The 23,652-nt window shown below is 47.4% G+C and carries 17 protein-coding genes; 6 read left to right on the top strand and 11 right to left on the bottom strand.

Annotation, left to right across the window (positions count from 1 at the left end):
- Positions 1–9 precede the first annotated feature (9 nt).
- Positions 10–963, top strand: a complete 954-nt coding sequence (locus Q5L94_RS05525) for a VWA domain-containing protein (RefSeq protein WP_317497526.1) — start codon at positions 10–12, stop codon at positions 961–963.
- Here the strand turns inward: Q5L94_RS05525 and Q5L94_RS05520 are convergent.
- Positions 960–3,149: an OsmC domain/YcaO domain-containing protein gene (locus Q5L94_RS05520; RefSeq protein ID WP_317497445.1), complete on the bottom strand. Its 2,190-nt coding sequence runs from the start codon at positions 3,147–3,149 to the stop codon at positions 960–962. The two genes, Q5L94_RS05525 and Q5L94_RS05520, sit on opposite strands and share 4 nt — an antisense overlap.
- A 201-nt stretch (positions 3,150–3,350) precedes the next feature.
- Between Q5L94_RS05520 and Q5L94_RS05515 the strand changes: the two genes are divergently transcribed.
- Positions 3,351–4,760 (top strand): YdgA family protein, encoded by a 1,410-nt coding sequence (locus tag Q5L94_RS05515; protein ID WP_317497444.1) that lies wholly within the window; start codon positions 3,351–3,353, stop codon positions 4,758–4,760.
- A 67-nt stretch (positions 4,761–4,827) separates the two neighbouring features.
- On the opposite strand, the gene kynU is transcribed toward Q5L94_RS05515, so the two are convergent.
- Positions 4,828–6,075 carry a kynureninase gene (kynU, locus tag Q5L94_RS05510; protein WP_317497443.1) on the bottom strand — a complete coding sequence of 416 codons (1,248 nt, stop codon included), beginning with the start codon at positions 6,073–6,075 and terminating at the stop codon, positions 4,828–4,830.
- Positions 6,072–6,908, bottom strand: coding sequence for an alpha/beta hydrolase (locus tag Q5L94_RS05505; RefSeq protein WP_317497442.1), 837 nt, complete (start codon positions 6,906–6,908; stop codon positions 6,072–6,074). The genes kynU and Q5L94_RS05505 overlap by 4 nt, the downstream gene beginning before the upstream one ends.
- Positions 6,909–7,101: 193 nt before the next feature.
- Between Q5L94_RS05505 and Q5L94_RS05500 the strand changes: the two genes are divergently transcribed.
- The gene (locus Q5L94_RS05500) at positions 7,102–9,459 is read left to right on the top strand and encodes a TonB-dependent receptor (RefSeq protein WP_317497441.1); all 2,358 of its coding nucleotides are present in this window, start codon (positions 7,102–7,104) and stop codon (positions 9,457–9,459) included.
- Positions 9,460–9,514: 55 nt separating this feature from the next.
- Here Q5L94_RS05500 and Q5L94_RS05495 read toward each other — a convergent pair whose 3' ends face one another.
- From Q5L94_RS05495 to Q5L94_RS05485, 3 genes are all read right to left on the bottom strand, one after another.
- Positions 9,515–11,209 (bottom strand): alkaline phosphatase D family protein, encoded by a 1,695-nt coding sequence (locus tag Q5L94_RS05495; protein WP_317497440.1) that lies wholly within the window; start codon positions 11,207–11,209, stop codon positions 9,515–9,517.
- Positions 11,210–11,299: 90 nt separating this feature from the next.
- Positions 11,300–12,571, bottom strand: a complete 1,272-nt coding sequence (locus Q5L94_RS05490) for a mechanosensitive ion channel family protein (protein ID WP_317497439.1) — start codon at positions 12,569–12,571, stop codon at positions 11,300–11,302.
- Positions 12,568–13,056 carry a DUF962 domain-containing protein gene (locus Q5L94_RS05485; RefSeq protein WP_317497438.1) on the bottom strand — a complete coding sequence of 163 codons (489 nt, stop codon included), beginning with the start codon at positions 13,054–13,056 and terminating at the stop codon, positions 12,568–12,570. The genes Q5L94_RS05490 and Q5L94_RS05485 overlap by 4 nt, the downstream gene beginning before the upstream one ends.
- A 166-nt stretch (positions 13,057–13,222) precedes the next feature.
- Here Q5L94_RS05485 and Q5L94_RS05480 point away from each other — a divergent pair, with 166 nt between their 5' ends.
- Both Q5L94_RS05480 and Q5L94_RS05475 read left to right on the top strand, forming a co-directional pair.
- Positions 13,223–15,142: a hypothetical protein gene (locus tag Q5L94_RS05480; RefSeq protein ID WP_317497437.1), complete on the top strand. Its 1,920-nt coding sequence runs from the start codon at positions 13,223–13,225 to the stop codon at positions 15,140–15,142.
- A 71-nt stretch (positions 15,143–15,213) separates the two neighbouring features.
- Positions 15,214–15,795, top strand: coding sequence for a gamma-glutamylcyclotransferase (locus tag Q5L94_RS05475; RefSeq protein WP_317497436.1), 582 nt, complete (start codon positions 15,214–15,216; stop codon positions 15,793–15,795).
- Here Q5L94_RS05475 and Q5L94_RS05470 read toward each other — a convergent pair.
- Positions 15,776–18,040 carry an EAL domain-containing protein gene (locus Q5L94_RS05470; protein ID WP_317497435.1) on the bottom strand — a complete coding sequence of 755 codons (2,265 nt, stop codon included), beginning with the start codon at positions 18,038–18,040 and terminating at the stop codon, positions 15,776–15,778. The two genes, Q5L94_RS05475 and Q5L94_RS05470, sit on opposite strands and share 20 nt — an antisense overlap.
- Positions 18,040–19,728 carry an EAL domain-containing protein gene (locus Q5L94_RS05465; protein WP_317497434.1) on the bottom strand — a complete coding sequence of 563 codons (1,689 nt, stop codon included), beginning with the start codon at positions 19,726–19,728 and terminating at the stop codon, positions 18,040–18,042. The genes Q5L94_RS05470 and Q5L94_RS05465 overlap by 1 nt, the downstream gene beginning before the upstream one ends.
- 111 nt (positions 19,729–19,839) lie before the next feature.
- On the opposite strand from Q5L94_RS05465, the gene Q5L94_RS05460 reads away from it, so the two are divergent.
- The gene (locus Q5L94_RS05460; RefSeq protein ID WP_317497433.1) at positions 19,840–20,874 is read left to right on the top strand and encodes an AI-2E family transporter; all 1,035 of its coding nucleotides are present in this window, start codon (positions 19,840–19,842) and stop codon (positions 20,872–20,874) included.
- Positions 20,875–20,895: 21 nt separating this feature from the next.
- Here the strand turns inward: Q5L94_RS05460 and cfa are convergent, their stop codons facing one another.
- The 3 genes from cfa to Q5L94_RS05445 all read right to left on the bottom strand — a co-directional run bounded on the left by cfa (position 20,896) and on the right by Q5L94_RS05445 (position 23,617).
- Entirely contained in the window at positions 20,896–22,011 is a 1,116-nt protein-coding gene (cfa, locus tag Q5L94_RS05455) for a cyclopropane fatty acyl phospholipid synthase (protein WP_317497432.1), read from the bottom strand.
- A 75-nt stretch (positions 22,012–22,086) separates the two neighbouring features.
- Entirely contained in the window at positions 22,087–23,268 is a 1,182-nt protein-coding gene (locus tag Q5L94_RS05450; RefSeq protein ID WP_317497431.1) for an ammonium transporter, read from the bottom strand.
- Between the two features lie 10 nt (positions 23,269–23,278).
- Complete coding sequence (locus Q5L94_RS05445; protein WP_317497430.1) at positions 23,279–23,617, bottom strand: P-II family nitrogen regulator; 339 nt, start codon at positions 23,615–23,617, stop codon at positions 23,279–23,281.
- Positions 23,618–23,652: the final 35 nt, after the last annotated feature.

Here is a 23,652-nt window from a genome sequence, read left to right as displayed (position 1 = left end):
CAGGCATTGATGGTTGAGACCATCAAACGCGCGCCAGTAGAGGTTTTTAACCTCTCGTTTCTGGATATTATTTCCTGTGCTTTTGGTGCGGTGATTATGCTGGTGTTGTTAGCGAAAAACGGTACCGAGGATACCGAACGCGGACCGGCTAACCTCAGTACCTTAGTTGCAGAAGTATTGCAGGCGCAGCAGTCGGTGGAGGAACTTCAGGGAGCTCTATCAGACAAACAGGATCAACTGTCTGCTGCCGAGCAAAAGACCGCATCAGTCACTGAGCAGGAAAAGAATTTAGAAAGCTCTATTCCGCGGGCACAGAAAACCCTGCAACAATTGCAGGATAAAGCTTCGTCGTTAAGGGCTGAAATACGCCAAGCCACCGCAATGCTAAACACGCCGAACAGCACTGACACACCAGACGATGACGTCGGTGGTATTCCAACCGACGCTGAATACGTCATTTTTGTTATTGATAATTCCGGGTCTATGTCCGGAGGCCGGGGCTGGAACCGGGTCATTAGCGTTGTTAACGACATTATAGAAAGCCACCCGAAAATGAAGGGCTTTCAAATTATGGCCGCCGACGGTGACTTTATGTTCAGCAGTAAAGCGGGTGACTGGTTACCTGACAGCAAACGGTTCAGACAAATGGCTATGCAACAAATGCCAAACTTTACCGGCGGTAAAAGTGCACCAGAGCTGGGCATTTTGAAAGCCATTAACCTTTATAAAAAAACCAGGGGCACAACCAGCTTGTACGTTTTTGGTGACGACTACCGCGCCAGTGACTTAGATGCCGTAGTACGGCAGATAACCAGCCAGAATCAGGGTACCGATGGTAAGCCGGTAATGCGTATTCATGGAGTAGGCTTTAGCCGTTCACAAGGTAACGCGGAAACCTTCGCTGCCTTTATGCAGGCTGTTGCTAAGCGTAACCGCGGCGCCTTTGTCGGGCTGAACTTTTAGTTCTGAACCTGCCGTTCAGCCCGTGCCGCATGCAGCTTTTTGTAGCTTTCTATTAAGCGTAAATGTCTGTCCAGACCTTCAAGCTGCATATTGGTTGGCGTTAGACCGTGGAAGCGTGTAGTGCCTTTAACAGAGCTTATAACGGCTTCAATGGTCTCTTCGCCGTACATACGGCCTAAGTTGTAGCGGTAGTCTTCTAATTCCAGCTCTTCGTCCAGAGTAATTTCCAGCACGGCTTCAATGGCACGGTAAAACAGTGTGCGCTCAACGGTGTTGTCGTTGAATTGCAGGAACATTTCTACATACTCGAAAGCGTCGTCATGGCGTTGCAATGCAAGATAAATAAGCAGCTTTAACTCAAGAATGGTGAGCTGACCCCAAACCGTGTTTTCGTCAAACTCAATGCCAATCAGGGTGATAATGTCCATGTAGTTATCAAGCTGACTGTCTTCCAGGCGTTCAACCAAGTCTTCTAGCTGGTCATCGGTTAAGCGGTGCAGATTGAGAATGTCTTCGCGGTATTGCATGGCAATATTGGTGTTGTCCCAAATAAGGTCTTCTACTGGGTAAACTTCAGAATAGCCCGGTACCAGAATTCGGCACACCGGTGCGCCTAAATCTTTATGCACGGCCACGTAAGCTTCTTTTCCCATGTTTTGCAAAATACCAAACAGCGTATCGGCTTCTTCCTGGTTAGAGCCGCTGAAGTCCCATTCAACGAAATCAATGTCAGACTTAGCACTAAAGAAGCGCCAGGACACAACGCCCGATGAATCAATAAAGTGCTCAACAAAGTTATTTGGCTCGGTGACGGCCATTGAGTTAAAGGTTGGTGCCGGCAGATCGTTCAGACCTTCAAAGCTACGGCCTTGTAATAACTCGGTTAAGCTGCGCTCCAGCGCCACTTCAAAGCTTGGGTGCGCACCAAAAGAAGCAAAGACACCGCCGGTGCGCGGGTTCATTAAGGTGACACAAGCTACCGGGAACTGACCGCCGAGTGATGCGTCCTTAACTAACACTGGGTAGCCTTGTCCTTCTAAGGCTTTTATACCTTCCAGAATATTCGGGTACTTGTTAAGCACCTCTTGCGGTACATCCGGAAGGGCAATTTCTTCTTCAATAATCTGCTTTTTAACCGCGCGTTCAAAAATTTCCGATAAACACTGAACCTGAGCTTCTGGCAGAGTATTACCCGCGCTCATACCGTTACTTAAATACAGGTTTTCAATTAAGTTCGACGGAAAATAGACCGTCCCGCCGTCGGACTGACGTGTGAACGGCAAGGACACAATACCGCGGTCAGCACGGCCTGAGTTAGTATCAATTAAGTGTGAGCCACGCAATTCACCTTCCGGGTCATAAAGCTCACGACAGTATTCGTCCAGAATTTCCGTCGGCAGCTCGTCGTTTGCGCCGGGTTTAAACCATTTTTCGTTGGGGTAGTGAACAAACTCAGCGTTTGCTATTTCTTCACCAAAATATTGGTCGTTATAGAAGAAGTTACAGCTTAAACGCTCAATAAACTCGCCCAGTGCGGAGCATAACGCGCTTTCCTTGGTCGCGCCTTTACCGTTGGTAAAGCACATAGGAGAGGCGGCATCGCGAATGTGCAGTGACCACACATGGGGAACAATATTGCGCCAGGAGGATATTTCTATCTTCATGCCTAAGTCCGCCAGTATGGCTGTCATGTTGGCAATGGTTTGCTCCAGCGGTAAGTCTTTGCCTTCAATAAAGGTTCTGCTGTCGCTGTCCGGGCGTATGGTCAGTAACGCCTGAGCGTCTTGAGTAATGCTTTCAACCGCTTCAACGTCAAACTCCAGATCATTTTCTATAACGCGCTTAACGGCACAACGCTCAGCGGCCCGAATAATGGCTTTGCGGTCTTTCTCGGAAATATCGGCCGGTAACTCAACCTGAATTTTAAACAGCTGCTTGTAGCGGTCTTCCGGGTCAACAACGTTGTTTTGTGAAATGCGGATATTCTCGGTTGGAATGTCGCGGGTGTCGCAATACAGGCGAATGAAGTGTGCTGCGCACATAACAGAAGACGCCAGAAAGTAGTCAAAAGGACCGGGAGCAGAGCCATCGCCTTTGTATCGAATAGGCTGATCCGAAATAACCGTGAAGTCATCGAATTTCGCCTCAAGGCGCATATTGTCGAGAAAGTTTACATTGATTTCCATTTAGGGGGCACCGCGGTTGATAAGTTGACTGCTGTCAGCGAGCAATAGTTACCATTATCCCATTTTTTTACTTATTGATCATTATCCGCGTGGGGTTCATTAACGCTCCTTTACATTCTAAAGTTTTGCCGTTGTAAGAAAAATTCTGTATCATTTACAACAATATAATTACAACCCAACCCTATAAATGAAAGGTATAATATGAATAAGAAAGGACTCCTTGGCGGCGTCGGTATCGTCATTGTTGCTGCTGCTCTAATCGCCCCCAAATTCGTTGGCCCTCAAGTTGAAGACACGTTAAAACAGCATGTTCAAGTTATAAATGAATTACCTGCTTATAAAGCCAGCGTGGTTTCATTTAATAGTGGTTGGTTCAGCTCCACCGCAACGATATCGCTGGGCGCAGATTTCAGCTCTTTGTATCCAGATGCGTCAGCCCCAGATGACTTATCTTTTGAAGTTGTTGTTAATGTTCAGCATGGACCTGTTTTGGCTCAGTTTTCTCCAGGGTTGGGTATGGCCTCTTTCGAAGCTTTCGCTAAAGACGACGGATTGCGCGAGTATCTTGACTGGGAAGAAAACACGCCTTTTTATCACCTGACTGGCTCAGCTGGGTTCTCTGGCGGTATCAGCTATAACGATTCAATTGCTCCATTCAGTTCTAAATCAGATGAAGAACAGACCGAACTGACCTCTTTGGGTTATGAAGGTGAGGGTGAAATATCTTCAGATGAGTTCAGTTATGAAGGGGAGCTGGAAGGCGCGGAAGTTCTTCTTTCAGGTCAGGCTATTAGCATTGGCAAGCTGGAACTGGAAACCGAAGCCAAAGGCGACATGCTGGAAATTATGAAAGGCGAGCTTTATGAAGGCGACATGTCTATGAAGCTTAATGAAATCATTGTGCGTCAGCCAGATGATGTCGACCTGTTCGAGTTGAAAGACCTTGGTGTTGAGTTCGTTAATTACTTTAGCGACGATAAAGAGCGCATGAATATTGATATGGACTATTCTGTGGCGTCGTTGAAAGCCGAAGACTTTGATCTTGAAGATCTTAAGTTAAAAATGGCGTTTAATAATATTGATTCCGAGTTCTTGTTTGCTTATAACCAAATGATGAAAAAGGTTTATGACCAGAATCCTGACGAAATAGAAGTCGCAACACAAAAACTGGTTAAAGAAAACTTACCTCAACTGCTGCAGGCAGAGCCAGAGTTCGTTATTAGTGAATTTAGCGGTGAAATGGAACCGGGTAAATTCAAAGGCGATCTAAGCGCTAAACTAGTCGGTATCAGTCAGGTGCCGGACAGTATCGAGAATATTGACTTCTGGCTTTCCAGCCTGATTGTCGATTCATCTATTGCTATCGATAAGCCACTATTGAAATGGGTTGCTGAACAACAGATGTTGTCAACAATGCGTATGCAAATGCCAGGCGCTGATGAAGCTGAACTGCAAGAAATGGCAGAGCAACAGGCACCAACGATGATAAACATGTACATTCAACAAGGCTTGCTTCAGGAAGAAGACGACGTGTACCGCAGCGAATTCCAGATGGAAGACGGCTGGGGAATACTTAATGGTCACAGAATGCCACTAACTAAAATGCTGTGATTGATTGGTGGTAAATGTACAGTAATGAAAAGCCTCAGCGGATGTACTCGGCTGAGGCTTTTTTGTTTCAGGTTACGGTATTACGGCTTTGCCAGCGTGGATCGAGATGTTCTTTGGCTTCAATAACTTGCCGCAACTGCTCAATGGCCTTCCAGATATCCTCAAAGCTGTTATAAAGAGGGGTAAACCCAAAGCGGATATAATTTGGGGCACGAAAGTCGGCGATTACACCTCTTTGAATAAGCGCCTGACATAAGCCGTAGGCGTGCTCATAACGATACGACAACTGACTGCCTCGCTGTTCCCGTTGCTGTGGCGAAATAAGCTGTAGGCTGCTACTCAGTGCCGCTCTTTCTAACAATTGGTGAAAAACCTCGGCCAGTTGTAAGGACTTTTCTCTTAAATTTTCCAGGTCGACATTCTCGAAAGCTTCGAGCGCCGAATCGACCGCTGCCATAGCGATAATGGAAGGGGTGCCGGTCAGCATCTGTTGAATACCGGCAGCGGGTTCGTAGTCTGGAGTGAAGTCAAACGGACGGGCATGTCCGAACCAGCCACTTAAAGGCTGGCTCATATTCTGGTGATGGCGTGTTGCGGCATAAATAAACGCTGGCGCCCCGGGGCCGCCATTTAAGTACTTATAGGTACAGCCAACCGCAAAGTCCGCTTCCCAGTCGTCCAGGTGCACGGGCATTGCCCCGGCGCTGTGGGCTAAATCCAGAATTACCAGCGCACCCTGCTTGTGCGCGCTGGTAATAAGTTGTTTAGCGTTAAGTCGCTTTCCGGTTCTGAAGTTAACTTCGGTAGCTAAAACTACCGCGGTTTTATCGTCAACCTGTTGCTCCAGCTCACTCTCTTCAACCAGTTTTAGCTGGCAACGGTGCTCACCCACAAATTGCGAAATTCCCTGTACCATATATAAGTCAGTCGGAAAGTTGTCTTTTGTGGATAACACAATATTACGCCCTGAGTCCTGTCTCTGTGCAATGGAAAGCGCTGCTGCCAGCGCCTTAAATAAATTCACCGAAATTGAGTCACAGCAAATGGTTTGCTCCGGCTGTGCTCCAATAAGGCGTGCAATTTTTTCGCCGACACGTTGCGGTAGGTTAATCCAGTTATGCTCGTTCCAACTACTGATAAGATCTTGCGACCACTGCTGCTGAATAACTTGCTGCAAACGGGTTGCTGTTGCTTTGGTCATTGCCCCCAAAGAGTTACCATCCAGATAGATTTTATTAACCGGCAACTGAAATTGTTCGCGATGCCCGACAAATGGGTCAATGCTGTCGAGTTCTTTTATGTCAGTGAAGTTCATTGTTTTAACTCTTTGTTCAGTCGCTGAATAATGGCTTCCCACGCAGTTGAGTTCGGGTGTATCAAGTCAAAATGACCTGCGCCTTCAAGTTGTTCTAGTTTTACGTCGAGATCCGCGGTTTGGCTCATAGGCACAATCTTGTCTTCGGTGCCTTGTATTAGCCAGGTATTAACGTGTAACTTCTGTGCTTTGGGGCTGGCAATCTGGTAGTCAGCTTCGCTGGTGTAAGCTGTTCTCATTAAGTTGCTGGCAGCCTGGTTACAACTGCCTTGTTCCTGAGTGTAGCTGACCATATCAGTAATGGCCGCCAGGCCAATTACCGTGTTTATATTTTTAGCCGAAGGCGTTTCTTGAGTCGTTGCCAGAAGTGCGAGATGACCACCGGCAGAGTGCCCCATAACTGCCACCGGCTGGTTATTGAGCTTTTGCTGTATAGAGTGAATGGCGGTTTTTACGTCATTCAGACTCGCTGGCCATTCTCCGCCTGGCTCGCCCAGGCGCCGATATTCAACAGACCAGACATTAAAGCCCGCTTTCCTTAATGCGCTGCTTGCTGGGTTAGTGTGAGTCATGTCGTATTCTTTTAGCCAGCAACCACCGTGAATGAAAATGATATTAGCGGCCGAGTCGGACTGTTTTGACGCATCCCAGTATTGAATAAACTGCGAGGAGTGAGGCCCATAATCGTAGCGTTTATCCGGGCTATCAGAAGTCAGTTCGAGCACTGACTGGAAAGGTGTTTGTTGCAGCGAGTTGTCATCGGCAAAGGCACTAGAAACAGCCAGGCTGAAAAAAACGAGCCCTAAGGCTGACTGTTTTGAAAGACACTTCATTAAGTAGTACCACCAGTCTCAATATGTTTAAGCGTAAAGGATTAGAGACCATACAAGTATTTCAGAGGTGACTCAACGAAATTGACAGATTAGCAACAAATGCGTCACTTATTTGTCATCGTATCGTCAACTGCCCCAAGTACATTAGCCCGGCGTTAACGCGTTAATCATTTTAATTAGGGTTTCAAGGGTTATGACTACTCATAAGAAAACATCGGCATTACCGTTTCCAATAAATAAAGTATTAAACTCTGTTGTTGCAGCGCTTTGTGCACTAAGTGCGCCTGCTGCTTTTGCGCAACAGGACACATCAGGTGAGCTCGAGCGCATTGAAGTAACTGCACAAAAACGTGTGCAGTCTATTAATGACGTGCCTGCCAGTATCAGTGCGTTTGAAGGAAGCCGTCTGGACGAACTGGGCTTAAACGAACTGGATATGGTTTCAGACCTGACGCCGGGTTTGGTTATTCAGGAACAAAGCCCCAACAACCCTGGTTTTGTTATTCGCGGCATTACCTCAGACAGCGGCTCTGCTCAGGCATCTCCGCGGGTGTCAGTTTATTACAACGGAGTGGATGTCTCACGCTCACGTGGCTCCTACTTTGAATTGTTCGATATAGAACGTGTAGAGGTAGTTAAAGGCCCTCAAGCGACTTTATTTGGTACGGCTGCATCAGTTGGTGCTATCAGTGTTATAACCCGTAAGCCAGAGCCTGGTTTCTCTGCCGAGCTAAGCGCTGGTGCAGGAAACGAATCTCAGCAACGGCTGGGTGGTTTTATTAACGGCGGCAGCGACTTAGTTAGCGGACGCCTGGCGTTCAGTTACCGTGAACGTGACGGGTTCATTGAGAACATTGCGCCGGGCCAGGACGACATGAATGGCGTTGACAGACAAGCCTTGCGTGGCTCACTTCGTTTTCAGCCCAGCGATGCGGTGACCGCTGACTTAATTTACAGTTACGAGAAAAACGAAGATACCGGAACCTCATTTAAGAACGGTATTTTCGCACCAACCGGCGGCGACACCAGCCCGTATAGTTTTGTTGAAATGACCGGTAGTCCTTACTCGGCTTCGGTATTAGGCCGTGAAAAGCTGGGTCTGGACAGAACCGTCGATGACATTAACTTAACCGTAGACTGGACTATGAGTCCGCGTCTGAGCTTTACCTCGGTGACTGGTTACCGCAGCTTCGATTCACTGGAAGTGTTTGACGCAGACGGCACCCAGGCCTGGTTCCTGGAGTTTGGTGAAGATGCCGAAGGTGACCAGTTCAGTCAGGAATTTCGCTTTAACTATGCTGGCGATGATCTCTTAACGCTGTGGGGCATCAATTACTTCACAGAAGACGGCAGCCAGCGTGTACCCTTTAGCACAGAAGAATCTATTTTCCTGAACTGCGTGGGTGCTTTGCCAAGTGGCTTACCTTGTATTAATGCTGATGGTTCGGTTAATCAGTTAACGCCGGTATTAACAGGTGGCGCTTTGCAGGAAATTCCATACGCAGCCGAGTTTGCAAACTTTGGCGACAACGAATCCTGGTCTGCTTTTGTCGACTTAACTTACCAAATAAACGATAAGACCGAAGTAGCGGCGGGCTTGCGTTATGTTTCAGAAGATCGTGAAAGTGGTTTTGCTGCGACCATGCCTGACAGTCAGTTGTTGCCTCTACTTGGAGAGCCAACCCAAACGCTGCTGCCGACCGTTTCAACGGACGGACAGGTTTTCACTGCGAGCAACAGTTCAGACGCCTGGTTGCCTCGCTTCAATATTATTTACAAGCTGAATGACGACAACAACTGGTTTGCGACGGTTTCAAAGGGGCGTCGCTCAGAAGTAGTTGATGTGAGCTCGACGCTTGATGCCGACGGTGAAGCAGCAGGTGATTTTGGTTTGATTCCGGCTGAAATCATCTGGAACTACGAAACCGGCCTTAAAGGAAACTTAACGGAAAACCGTGTGCGTTATTCTGCGTCAGTGTTTTATCAGGACTATTCGGACTTTCAGGTTTCTTTGCAGGACGAGTCGGGTAACTTTTACACCGCAAATGCAGGCTCTGCGACCAATTTTGGTGTCGAAACTGAAATTAATGCGAATTTAGGCGCAGGCATTGAGCTGTTTGGTCATTTGGCTTATTTGGATGCAAAAATTGATGACGACAGTACCAACGGCAGTTTAGCCGGAAACCGTTTCCGCCTTCAGCCTGAGTGGACTTCAAGCCTTGGGGTGATATACGAAGCAGCGCTTTCCAGTCAATACGCCTTGCGCGGTTCTGTGGTCGGAACCTACCGGTCTGAAGTGTTCTTTGAACCGGAAAATGCGCCAGTAGCTGGTCTGGATATTAGCCAGGACTCTGTCACTTTAGTGAATGCGTCACTAGGTCTTTATAATGATTCAGCCGACTGGAGTCTGGCGTTGAAAGCAACCAACTTATTCGATAAAGAATACCTGGTTGATGCTGGGAATACGGGCGGAAGCTTTGGTAACCCAACCTTTATTTCAGGTCCACCGCGTTTATTCTATTTAGAGTTTACCAAGAAGTTTGGCATGTAAATTTACGCTAAACGAGAAAAGGGAACCTGTGTCACGGCTCCCTTTTTTATAGAGATTAGCTTCCCGTATAACGCGCTTTGTGTGTATTCACTACCCGATAGTCTTTGCTACGAATCGTGTCCACGAACACCCACTCTGCTTCTACCGCGTCCTCGGATGCAAACAGGTTCATATAACCGCGCTGATGCAGGTTCGTATATTTTAGATCGTCAATAAGGGTAGGCAGTGCTTTGGCCAGCTGGCCTGCGGTTTTTGCATCAAGGCTTAAATAAGCTTCCATTCCCGGAGACGAGACCGAAGACGTCGCAAACTCCACGCCAATGTGGGCACCATCTGAACTGCGCAGTTCGCTGTGCCAGGCGTTGTGAGTGTCACCGGCAATAACCACCAGTTGTTTGTTGGCTTTTTGCGCTGCCCGGTACAGCATTTCACGTTCAATAGGGTAGCCGTCCCATGCATCGAGATTATAAGGCGTAACCTGAGTGACCATCGCTTGTTGCTGCGGTGTTAACTCCTCGCCTTTCTGCAGGCGCTTCTTAAGCTCTGCTATTTGCAACAACAGTGGTGCGACTTTACTGCGATCACCGGCTTCAAACGCAGCTGCAGGAAAGTTCATTTTCCCCATTAGCAGTTGTTGACCCAAAACTTGCCAGCGCGCTGAGCTCTTATTCAGTTTATCAACTAGCCACTGTAACTGCTTCTTGCCCATGATACTGCGGTCGGAAGACATGTCCTGCTGGAATTTTTTAGTGTTGAACTGGCCGCTTTCTGCGTCGCGGTAATCATCGTAATTCAGTTGCTTGTCACGTCCGATAATGCGGGTATCCAGCATGATCAAATCAACTAAGTCACCGAATTTGAAATCACGATAAATAGTGAGGTTGGCTTCGCCCTGCGGCGGACGAATAGGCAGCCATTCATAGTACGCCTGAACCGCGGCTGCGCGTCTTTCAATAAAGCTGCCTTCATCCTCCTGATGGTTTTCTGCGCCGTTTTTCCAGGTGTCATTGCTAATTTCATGGTCATCCCAAACGGCAATGAAAGGAGCGTGTGCGTGCAGTGCCTGTAACCCTTCGTCGGTGCGGTAAAGCGCGTAGCGGCGGCGGTAGTCAGTCAGGGTAAAGAGTTCGGTATTGTTGTTGTCGGGTAAACCTCTGCCGATTTCTTTTGAACCTTCGGTGGCGTAGCCGTCTGCGCCATACTCGTAAATGTAGTCACCTAAATGAATGACTGCATCAATTGAGTCGTCCTTTGCCGCTTCGGAGTATGGGTTAAAGTAACCGGCTGGGTAATTAGAGCAGGAAAAAACCGCAAACTTTACTGGTCTTAAGCCAGATTCAGGAAGCGTTTGTGTTTTGCCGGAGTGGCTTTTGCTGTTCTTACCTAAAAAACGGTAGTAGTAACGTTGGTTTGGCGATAACTGGGTAACGTCAACTTTGACTGTGTAGTCGCGACTGGGGCTTGTGGTGGCCGTTCCGGAGCGAATGATATTTGAAAAGCTTTCATCGGAGGCCAGCTCCCAGCCCAGCGTTACTTGTTGTTCTGCGCTGTTTTTCGGCACTGCGCGAGTCCACAACAAAATGGCGTTTGAGGTTGGATCACCACTGGCTACGCCTTGGTCAAACCTGACGGAGCTGCGCTCACTGGCTTTGCCAATACTTGCACAGCCCTGTAATGCTGTTGATACGGTGACTGCTGCGCCCGTTGCTGCAAATAGCTTTAAAAAGTCACGTCGATTAAATTGCTTCACTGTTTTACTCCATGCATTTTCCCAGAGTAAAAGAAACTACTCCGCAAACATGAAAACTTAATGACAATAACGTTTTAGTTTAGTGTTAAATTATTCATCACCACGTTTGGGTTTAAGCTCTAGTGTTTGTACAGCTGAGCGCACGTCTTGCCCTGAGGTTTCCTGAAAAACCTGTAAATCAAACTGTGGCAGTATGGCAAACAAGTGATCAAAAATGTCCGACTGAATACCTTCGTAAATTTCCCATGCTGTGTCATTGCTAAAGCAGTAGATTTCAATCGGTAACCCCTGAGGACCCGGATTCAACTGTCTCACCATTAATGTCAGTCCTTTATGAACGTCTGGTCTGCTAATGAGGTACTGCTTTACGTAGGCGCGAAAGGTACCAATATTAGTGACCTGACGACCATTAATCGGGTCAGCTCCGGTTTGCTCAAGGTTTGAATTCCACTCTGAAATATCTTTTTCTTTTTGCGCTAGGTATTCATTTAGCAACGAGAAGCGTTTGAGCTTTTTCTTCTGTTCCTCGGACAAAAAATGAATGCTGTTCTGGTCAATATACAAGGCTCGCTTTATGCGGCGACCGCCGCTTTCCTGCATGCCCCGCCAGTTTTTAAACGACTCGGAAATCAGGCGTTTGGTCGGGATGCTGGTGATAGTTTTATCCCAGTTTTGTACCCGAACCGTATGCAGTGCGACATCAATGACATCGCCGTCAGCGTTTAACTGGGGCATCTCAATCCAATCACCTACACGAAGCATGTCATTAGATGAGAGCTGGATACTGGCAACTAATGATAAAATGGTGTCCTGAAATACCAGCATAGCCACTGCACCCATGGCGCCAATTCCCGACAGCAGAATAACCGGAGAGCGGTCCAGCAGTGAGGCAATAATGAGAATGGTCGCCACCACATAGACTACTATTTTCGCTATTTGCAGATAACCCTTTATTGGTTTTGTATGCGCGTCGGGCTGCCGGCTGTATATTTCGTTAACGCTGGTCATGGCTGCGCTAAACGAACGAGCCAGAGTGAGTATTAAGTAAGCAATACTGACATTTCGTATGACGGTAGTAACGTTGTCGGGCAGGTCGGGTACCAGATAGATACCGGCGGATAGCACTAAAGCGGGAACAACCTGAGCTAAACGGTGAACAATAGTCCGTATGCCAATTCCGGGGTCACTGCCTAGCTTTGTCTGTGACAGAAGCCGGGAAACACCCCGCAGCAAAATTTGCTGAGTTATGAGCTGGGATACCCAAACGGCAATTGCCAGGATAACACACGCACTAATGGTATAAGCCCAGGGTTGTGAGCTCGCCCAATCATGAAACCACTGCGGGTAATCCAGTTTCATCATAATTTTTGTTCCACCGCTGCTTTTAAGTCCTTTCTAAAGCCCAACATAAATACGACCTCTGCTACGACGAATAAGGGGCCAATGGCTAACCCTATAATATCATCAACAAAAGCTGGTTTGCGTCCTTCAAAATAATGACCGATAAATTGAAACACCCAGCCAATAACAAATAGACCAATGCTCCAGCTCAGCCACAAGCTGGTTGGTAATGCGGCTATGTCGCGGCCTATCGACAGCGACAGCCATAGCAAAATGGTCATGAGCAAACCTAATGTGATATCCAGACGTATATAAAAAATAACCACTGCCAGAACAACTAAGTTGGCAGGGGCAATCAAAAAGTAGTCCAAGGGTAGCGCAGGCCGCGATAATAAACTAATGATGCCGACAACAATCAGCGGAATACCGACAAGATGAGTCATGACATTTTTACGGTTCCGATGATAAGCCGCATACTGTGCCAGGTGATCAACGATGGTTTTCATAGTCTGTGCCGCTTGGTAACAAAATAAAGGCTTAGATTGCTACGCACATGGCTTGATGTCAATGAAGCTCAATGCTTTCAGGCTTTTATTTTTCTATTGCTCAGTGGTTAACTTACCGCTAACCTAAAGCCTTTATTTTCAACAGGCATTGAGTAGGGGAAATCCGGTGGCGTTTGATTACGGTTCGATTGATCTTGGGTTAAAAAACCCGTTTAAAACCGAAGGTTTGGTAACAAGTATTCGTGGGGTTGTGCAATCGCTGTTTGGCGTGTATTTGCTAATAGCGGGTGCTGGTTCTGTAAAGCAAGACCCGATTATGGGTTGGGTACTGGCTATTTTCGGTATTTCACTTCTGGCCGTAGGCATTAAAGTACTGAGCGGCGGCATTATGGCAATGCTGCGCTATTTTGTTGGCCGTAATCACCCTACTTCACTGGCTCCTAACTTTAGTAAATCTGAGCGCAGTACTGCGCAGGAAGAGTCGCGTTATGTTGCTTATAACGATCAGGCTCTGGAAGAAATGCTTATGGGCCGCAAAAACAGCACCTTTATTGAGCCCAAAGGCTTACTGGCTCGAATAGCTCACACGGTGTTTCCCAAATTGCTGTTTATGCCTTACCCCATTCGTAACATGGCGCAACGCCTGTTAGGCGCCTGGGTGCGCACTCTTACCGCAATGGTTGCGTTTGGCTTTGCTGCTTTTGTGTCCCTGGCTGGTTTTGCCGGAGACGCTGGAGTGCTGGCTTTTCCTGTCTATACTGTTTTATTAACGCTTTATATCATGCACGTATGGAAGGCTGCTGGTAAGGCGATATCCCGTGGTGCGGAGCAGACTATTGACTCTTTGGGCAGTGGCAGTTTGGTCAAGATTATTGCCTTCGCACTATTGCTGCCCGTTGTGGTTGGACTGGTCGTAACTTGGTGGTTGACCGCAACAAACGTTACAGCAGCAACGGTCGAGCAATATTATGCGGCTTTGCCGGACTTTCACGCGGGTTGGTACTTGTTTGCTGTCTTTGTTGGTGCTTTGATTTGTACTGTTGTCACTGTTGTGTTGCTGAAAAGACGTTTAGCTCATGCGAATCCTGTTTCTGAAGTATCTGAATTAAGGGAAAATTGGCAGGAGTCGGTGCATCCTAAAGAGATTTTTATCAACCTGGACAATCTGGTTATGGCGAATCGCCGTTATCGCGAAGTGCCAAACCGGGTTTACCGTGAACTGGACCCTAACTTAAAGGAACACGTTGACGGCAAAGGCGCCTTTAGCGGCGAGATGATTCAGGAAATTCAGCCTCAGGTAAAACCTATGGGACTGGGCGGGTTATTTGATAAGTCGCGTTTGGTCAGTTTGCTGTTGGGTAATAGTCTGTTCATTATTGGCGTGCTTTTTACCTTTTTCTTAGCCTATGCCGCGGTCGATTTGGTGAGGGTTCTTGACAGCATGAACTACCGGTTGGGTGAAGATACACCTTATAACGACTTGATGACCCTGGCAGGCGTGTTTATGACTGCCGTCCACTTCTACCTTATCGGCTATGTATTACGTGCTTTTGCGAGCTTATCGGCGAATATCGCGCACCTTTTCTATGCGGAAATTCAGTTTGAATCCATGCTTATCTACTTTAAGTGCGAAGGAACCTTTACTGAGTCTAAAATCTCAACTGGTACCGGTATTCATGACAGTACCCGCTCAGAGAATACATTGGTGCGCAGTAGCATTACTCCCTGGGTTATCGTGTCACGCATTGTGTCGACGACTTTTGCTGCTACAGGAATGAAAAACCTGGAGCATCCGCGACACATTCTGGAGATGCACAAATCGGATGACCAAATGGCGTCTATTCGCAAGGATGTTATCGACTTCCTGAAAGACCGCGAGTCTATTGCTTCCATTACCAGTAATCGCGATTTGGGCAATGCTTCTCAAATACATCAGTTAAATGAGCAGACCCGCGCTATTCCGACAGACCAGGAAAGGCTACAGCAGTCACAGGCTAAGACTTCTGACGAAGAAGCCGCTGGTTACCTTCGTCAACAGGAAGAGTTGGGCTCAGACAACGACACTGAAACCGACAAAGAACGTTAGTTTCCTGTGTTAAAGCCGCAGGCGGGTGCTTTGCCCGTCTGCACCTGCTACCAAGGTGGAGGCTAAGCAGTATGTCACACGATACCATTGCAATGAATAAAGAGCGGCAGGACTTAAGTGGCCTGGAGGCTGTCTGGTTATTTGGTTATGGGTCATTGATTTATAAAGTCGACTTTCCGTATCTGGAACGGGCGGCTGCTTCAATAGAAGGGTGGTCACGACGTTTCTGGCAAGGGTCACACGACCATCGAGGTACACCCGAAGCTCCGGGCAGGGTACTGACTTTAATAGAGACTCCGGGCGAAGCGTGCACCGGAATGGCCTACAAAGTTTCACCCGATGTGTTTGAGCATTTAGACCACCGTGAGAAAAACGGCTACTTAAGGTTCACTACGCCTATGACTTTTCGTGACGGTAGCCAACAAGAGGGTCTTGTTTATATTGCAACAGAAGACAACGAAGCGTTTCTTGGCGAGGCTACAGCACCGGAAATTGCCAGCCATATAGCTCGTTCGTCCGGGCCCAGCGGGCCCAATGCCGAATACCTGGTTAAATTACAGTTGGCGCTACAACAACTGGACGTCAATGACCCGCATATTACGCAAGTTTATGAGGCTTTAATGGCAGACCAGTCTAGTCTCTGTCCTGAATAAAGACGGTGTCGGCGGTTTGCGGTAACTTATAGAGCTCACCCTGCCAGTAATGGCAGCCGAATTCGGCGAGTGTAGCTAACTGAGCTTGGTTTTCCACACCTACCGCCTGTACTTCCAGACCCAATTCGGAGGTCATGCGAATAACTGCCCGCACGAGATTGCGCGAGCGCTCGTTAGTATCAAGGTCGCGAATAAACTCTCTTTCTATTTTAATTTTACTCACCGGCATGTTTTTCAAATGCAGCATACTGGCAATGCCTTTGCCGAACCGGTCAATCACCAGAACGATACCGAGCTGATGCAGCTGCTCAATAATTTCCAGAGTATCCGGCAGCGGTTCGGCTAAACTACTTTCACTTAAATCAAATTCAAGCTTTTCCGCTAGTTCCGGGTTGTGTTTAACAAACTGGCTGACTGTCTGATAAAGTTGCTGTGAAATTTGCTCGGTTGCCAGATTAATACCGATTTTTCCCGGAACGGTGTTTTGTTCCTGCCAGAGATCAATTTGCTTGATAACGTGTTCAACCACCCATACTCCCAGCGTGTCCAACATACCATTGGCATCAAATTGCGGCAGAAATTGGTCGGGCTTTAATGTACCGAGGTCGGGGTGCTCCCAGCGTAGCAGAGCTTCAACGCCGATCACCTGCTTTTCCATGTTAAGCACAGGCTGATAAACCAACTGTATTTGCTCGGTCTGCAACACACTGCGGACATCTTCTTCTAATTGGATTTCATCGTAAGAGCGGGTTTCCAGTTCTTGCTTAAAGTAAGTGTTGTTCTCGTTGTGCTCGTCTTTAGCAGAATTCATGGCCAAATTGGCTTGAGCGAGGAGCTTTTCGGCATCGTAGCCGTCGAGCGGGTAAACACTGACACCAATGCTGGCTGCCAGTTGCACTTGCCGTTCGCTGCCCAACAATATGAATGGGGGGTCGTACGCGGCCTGAATTTGTAAAATGATGTTCTGAATATCGATGTATTCAGCAATATGATTCAAAACGACGGCAAATTCATCACCACCAAGATTATAAAGCTTGGTACCGAGGGGAATCGCTTCTTTTAACCTAAGCGCCAGGCGTTGTAAAATTTTATCGCCAATATGATGGCCATACCGGTCATTGACCTGATGAAAATGATTAACATTCATCACAATGACGGCAGTCAACCTGTCGCTGGGTAATTCATCTATTAACCGGGTTAAATCCAGCGCCAGCGAGTTGCTGTTAGGTAAGCCGGTTAACTCATTAAAAAAGGCCAATTTTTGCAACTGCCGCTGTTGCAATTTCATCCGTGTGACATCGTTTAGGGTTGCAATGTAGGCAGCTCTCCCGGGAAAACTCGCCGGGGCTTCACGAACAGTTAAAATAGCGGAGTAACGTTGGTTATCCGTATTACGACCGACAGTCAGAATACTCTGGTTGCAGGGGAAGTCTTCGTTAGTTTCATCAATTTCCGTTGCTGCCAGTAGTTCCTCAAGTTTTGAATTCAGACACCCAGATTCGTTTAAGCCGGAAACTTCAGTAAATGGCGTATCAATAGCTATTATTCGGCGGTGCTCATCCAGTAGTGCGATGCCTGACAACACTTCGAGCTCCGAGTTCTTCCCAGAATGAATGCTGGGGGTATCATAATAGTCGGTAGAAATATTTGTCCAAGAGCCCTGAAAACGCAGAGGTCTCTGGCTACTACGACGTACTTCGTCCCTCACCCAAATGTAATGTCCCTGCTGGTGACGAAAACGATATTCATAAACAAACTGCTCCTCTTCAAAGCCTCGTAAAGCCGTTTTCTTCACGGTTCTCACGTCGTTTGGGTGAATGTTGTTGAGCCACCAGCCTGGTGCCATTACCTCTTCTGTTGAGTACCCAAGAATACGTTCGCAGTTTGTGCTTACCCAGTCGACGCAGAAACCTGAATCAATAGCCTTAACCTCGTAGTGCACGGTCGGACTGTTGCCAAGGTAGCTGTGCAATAATTCCCGAGACTTTTTAAACCTTAAAAACCAAATCCGTCGAATAAAGAAAAACAGGAAAACGACGGATAATGTGACAAATACCCATGGCTCCCATTGAATTAAGATGGTTTTCGTACCTGCTTCAACCGGTAGCTTAGGAATTAAGGCGTTAGTGCCCAGTTCCCAGATGATAGCAGCAATAATATAGCTGAGCGCCAGAATTACTTCCGGCCGTTTGAAAAAGCGTTTACGCGACGCTCGATGCAGTGTTAACTCTCTTTCATTTCTCATTATCGTATCCGTGCCCAGGGTATTTCTGACTTCTTCAATGACTTACTGAGAATAGAGCCTTGTAACTCTTCACACCCTATTTGCTTTAACAGTAGCAGCTTTGCGCGATTATTGATGCCCGTAGCGATGGTTGTTAAGCCACGGGATCTTGCCATTTTGACCATAGAGGCAAGCTCTCTTTTTTGATCGCTATGGGAGGTGGCTTTTTGCACTAACTCCTCAGACAGTTTTACGGCGTCTACAGGTAACACAAAAAGTGACTGTATAGTGGAGCGGCCTTCTCCAAAATGCGACGCAATAATATTACAGCCAATGCTGCGCAGACGCTCCAGGTAGCGTTTCGATTTGTCGGAAAGTGACATTAAGGCCCGCTCACTGACTTCTATATTGATATTCTGTGCCGGAAATTTGGTTTCCTGAAGTTCGTGCGCTAAAACATTGAGTACAAGCGGATCAACAATATCATTAATGGTCACGTTAATAGCAACGCGTATCGTGACTTTTTGTTTTTGCCATACCCGCAGGTCTTTAAAGGTGCGTTGAATAATCCATGACGTAAATTGCTGAGTTAAAGAAGCCTCTTCTATCATTGGCTTAAACTCTTCTAAACTCATACTGCCGCGCTTGGGGTGCACCCATTTGGCTGAAACTTCCAGCACGGAAAAGTAGCCTGAGTTGGTATTCAGGCGAGGCTGATAGTAAAGTTGAATATCGTTATTTTTCATTGCCTCACTAAACTGGCGCGAAAACGTGACTTCTTCAATTTGGTCAATAGCCTCATTTTGCTCCAGAAAGGAAAACTGTTGTTTCTTTTGAAAAGCGTTGAACGCATGTGACTGAGCTTCGTCGAAAACTTTCTGGTGGTCTTCTTTAAGTTGCTCTTTTTTTACCCGAAGGACACCAGCGGTGCTGTCCATCTGATAAGAAACGCCGTCAATGACGATAGGTTTTTCCAAAAAGCTTTCGATTTTTTGTTGCAGCTCTTTCGAGTTCCCTTCAGCCTCAGAACGAACCCCAACCAGCTCATTTCTTGATGTCTGACCAACGTGAACCTGGTCTCCAAGGAGCTTTTTCAGTTGAACTGCCATTTGTTTAACCAGCTCGTTGGCTTTTTCGGTTCCGATTTGCTGCTGAATTTTATCCATATTCTGCAAACGGAAGTTGAAAATATCGACCAGGTCATTGGGTGAGCTGCCCTTTCTATGGCCAATGCTTTCTAACTGTTTTAGTAGCTCGTTGATATTGGGAAGGTCGGTTCCCTGATATTTAAATTTGGCCGTTTGCTCAGCGCCGCTTAATTCTTTTATGACCTTGGCAACCATTCCCGCCATAGTGGCCACAAGAGTATAGGCGACCATACGGAGCATCCAGCCGCCAACAATTTCGTTGCCGCTTATCAACGACTCGGAAAAAGAAAAGGGGCTGAGTAATAGGCCACACATGAAACCAGCCAAAGCGCCAATGCGTGATCCCAGCAGTAAACCGGCAAAAATTAAGGGAAAGTAAAGTAGGTGCTCGTAAAGGCTCGGAAGCCCGCCCGTTATCTCAATGACCCTGATAATAGCCGCAATCAATATCGCCAACACGAAGCCCGTGAACACCTGCTTTTCGGCGTTCATCTCGGTGAAGTTGACGACACTTTCTTTGAGCCAGCTAGTAAAGCTGTTTGGGTCTTTCAATTTACGCATTTATTCTTATCGGTTGTGATAAATTAGGCAGTTAACTATCTTGAGGTTGTTATCAATCTTAACTTCTGTCAAGTATTTGAGCCGAGAATCATTAACATCAAGGAACGAGCTATGCGGGAATCTTTAGAAAGGCGGGCATTTTTACTGACAATGGTTATAGTCAGTATCGCCTTCGCTTGTATACTTATACCGTTTTGGGGCGCCATTTTTTGGGCTTGTGTGGTAGCTGTTATTTTTTATCCACTACAACAAAAACTGAAAAAGAAACTTGGAAACAAACCCAATAGGGCAGCTCTTGTAACTTTGCTGATTGCATTGGTTATCGTGGTGATCCCTGCCTTGGGTATTTCATATTCCTTTGTCCAGGAGGGGGTGAGTTTTTACCAGAGGCTGGACGAAGGTAAGATTAACCCCGGTAAGCTCTTTGATGACGTTCAAAAAGCCTTTCCGATTATTAGTGACTTGCTTTCTCAGTTTGATATTAAAGCCAGCGACGTGCGGGAAAAAATATCTTCGGGCGCAGCCAGTGGCAGTAAATTCTTAGCCGAAGAGGCCTTAGCCTTTGGCCAAAATACGTTTTCTTTTCTTATCAGTCTGGGGTTGATGATTTATCTAACCTTTTTTCTGCTAAGAGACGGGCAGTCTTTAATTAATCTGATGGTAAAAGCCTTGCCTCTGGGCGATGAGCGCGAGCGCATGCTTTTTAGTAAGTTTGCCGGTGTGACCCGGGCGACAGTGAAAGGAAACATTGTTGTTGCCATAGTTCAGGGGGCACTGGGGGGCATAATTTTCGCCTTGCTGGGTATTCCGGGCGCCCTGCTATGGGGTGTGGTTATGGCCTTCTTGTCGTTAATTCCGGCGGTTGGTGCCAGTTTGGTATGGTTACCGGTATCTATTTATTTATACGCGACAGGCAGCTGGATAGCCGCCACCATACTCGTTGCCTACGGCGCAATAGTGATTGGCCTGGCCGACAACGTACTGCGCCCAATTCTGGTCGGGCGTGATACGAAGTTACCGGATTATCTGGTGCTGTTTTCTACTTTAGGTGGTATGTCGTTGTTTGGTATTACCGGCTTTGTTTTAGGGCCGCTGATTGCAGCCCTGTTTTTGGTCTTCTGGAATATCTTTATGACAGAATTTTAGCGGCCGGGTTAATACGGCCTCTTAAAGTTGAGGCCGTAAATATCCTCCAACCCTGCCCTTAGGAGATAACACCCATTGCCACAATTGAATGTCGCGTGCACGGAACGCACCTGCGCAGGACAGCAAATAGTATTTCCACATACGATAAAACTCGTCATCAAACTGTGACTTAATAGACGGCCAGGCTTTATCGAAGTTTTCAAACCAGGCCATTAAGGTTTTATCGTAATCGGCACCAAAGTTGTGCAGGTCTTCACAGACAAACTTTTCTTCCAGTGCCGTTCCTATTTGTGAAATAGACGGAATTTCGCCATTCGGGAAAATGTACTTGCTGATCCATGGGTCGGCTGCGGTATCACTGACATTTTTACCAATAGTGTGCAGCAGGAACAGGCCGTCTTCTTTGGTGCAGCGCAGAGCGACATCCATATAGTCGTCGTAGTTTTTCTGACCAACATGCTCGAACATGCCTAAGCTGATAACGCGGTCGAACTGCTCGTCCAGCTCGCGGTAGTCTTGTAGTCGGAATTCTACCGGAAGGCCTTTGCAGCGCTCCTTGCCAAGGGCGACCTGCTCTTTAGAGATAGTGACACCAACACACTCGACACCATAGTTTTCAGCGGCATACTGCATGAAGCTGCCCCACCCACAACCAATATCAAGAACACGCATGCCAGGCTTCAGTCCCAGCTTTTTGCAGCACAGTTCAAGTTTGTGTCGTTGTGCTTCATCAACGTCTTTGGCTTTTTCCCAGTAACCACAGGTGTACACCATGCGCTCATCGAGCATCGACTGATAAAGGTCGTTGCCCATGTCGTAATGATGCTGACCAACCTCCCAGGCCTTGGATTTACTTTGTAAATTGAAAACTCGGCTTTTTAAAGAATGGAAAATAAGGCGGGCGGGGTTAACTTCATCCTGAATGCCGGAGCGCAGTAATTTGAAGAAAAATTGGTCAAGTGATTCGGCGTCCCACAAACGAGCCATATAGGATTCACCCAAGCCAAGGTTACCGCGCGACAGTGCCTGATCAAATACGGTTTCATCGTGAACCTGCATATCCCAGGCCCTGTCACCGTTAATGCGGATATCTGCTTTCGCTAAAAGCTCTTCAACATACTCTCGTGATGTCGACATATTTGTTCGCCCATTCCGGAAAATGATAGTTAAAAACGTTATCAAGAATGGGCGAAACTGGCAATAAAGAGCCTTTTACCCGTCTTTTTTCGACGTAAACTCAGGGTAGGCTTCGACGCCGCAATCGACTTGATCTAAACCGATATACTCCTGCTCTTTAGTCACACGAATGCCCAGTATTAGCTTCAGTATAGCCCAGACAATAAGACTACTGAAAAACACCCAGCAGAAAATGGTACCGACACCGGCTAACTGAATAAGAAAGCTGGCACCGTCATCGCTGAGCGGAACCACAAGAGTGCCGAAAATACCGACCACACCGTGTACCGAAATAGCACCGACCGGATCGTCAATGTGGAGTTTATCCAGCCCAATAATGGAGAGCACGACAATAAGCCCCGCAATAAAGCCGATAACGCCGGCAAGCCAGGGCTCCGGAGTGACCGGTTGCGCAGTAATGGCTACCAGTCCGGCTAAGGCACCGTTCAAAATCATGGTTAAATCGGCTTTTTTCCACAGCAACTTAGTAAACAGCAGAGTGGCGATAGTACCAGCTGCGGCCGAGGTGTTCGTGTTTACCATGGCGCGGGCTATGGCATTGGCGTCGTCAACGGTGCTTAGCGCTAACTGCGAACCGCCGTTAAAACCAAACCAGCCAAACCAGAGAATAAAGGTACCCAGTGCAGCCAGTGGCATATTAGAGCCGGGTAACGCGTTGATACTGCCGTCACTCAGATATTTACCGGAGCGCGGACCCAGTAAAAGAACCGCGGCAAGCGCCGCTGATGCACCGGTTAAATGCACAATACTGGAACCAGCAAAGTCGACAAAGCCCCATTCAGTCAGCATTCCACCGCCCCAGGTCCATAAGCCCTGCACTGGATAAATAACGGCGCTGAGCACAACGCAGAACAGTAGAAAGCTCATGAGTTTCATACGCTCTGCAACGGCACCAGAAACAATGGACATAGCGGTGGCAACGAACACCATCTGGAAAAAGAAATTGGCGTCAGCCGCGTAAGCTGAGGTTGAAGGATTGGGGTACATCACGGAGTAACCGATAACCAGATAGGTAATACAGGCAATGGCGTAAAGCGCGATATTTTTGGTCAGAATTTCGGTGGTGTTTTTACTTCTGACCAATCCCGCTTCCAGCATGGAGAATCCGGCTGCCATCCACATAACCAGCGCCCCGGATATGAGTAAGTAAAAGGTGTCTACCGCGAAAGTGAGTTGTTGTAAGTTTTGTGCTTCCATGATGGGCTCCTTAAAGGGCGTCTTGGTCGGTTTCGCCGGTGCGTATGCGAACGCATTGCTCCAGCGGCATAACGAATATTTTTCCGTCGCCGATATTGCCGGTATGAGCAGCGGCAATGACCACTTCCAGGGCACGTTCGACGGTTTCGTCGGGTACAGCCAGTTCAATTTTCATTTTGGGCAGGAAGTCCACTTGATATTCGGCGCCCCGGTACAGCTCGGTATGCCCCTTTTGCCGTCCTACTCCACGAACTTCAGACACTGTCAGGCCTTTGCAGCCAATTTCAAACAGCGCTTGCTTCACATCCTCCAGCTTGAAGGGTTTGATTAACGCAACGAGCATTTTCATGGTGCTTTCCTTATTAAAATAGTGTTAAGCAACCC

This window comes from Idiomarina sp. Sol25 (assembly GCF_033052775.1).
Taxonomy (GTDB): Bacteria; Pseudomonadota; Gammaproteobacteria; order Enterobacterales; family Alteromonadaceae; genus Idiomarina.
Note: the sequence above shows the minus strand (reverse complement) of the source record. Positions and strands in the feature narration are given on the sequence as shown.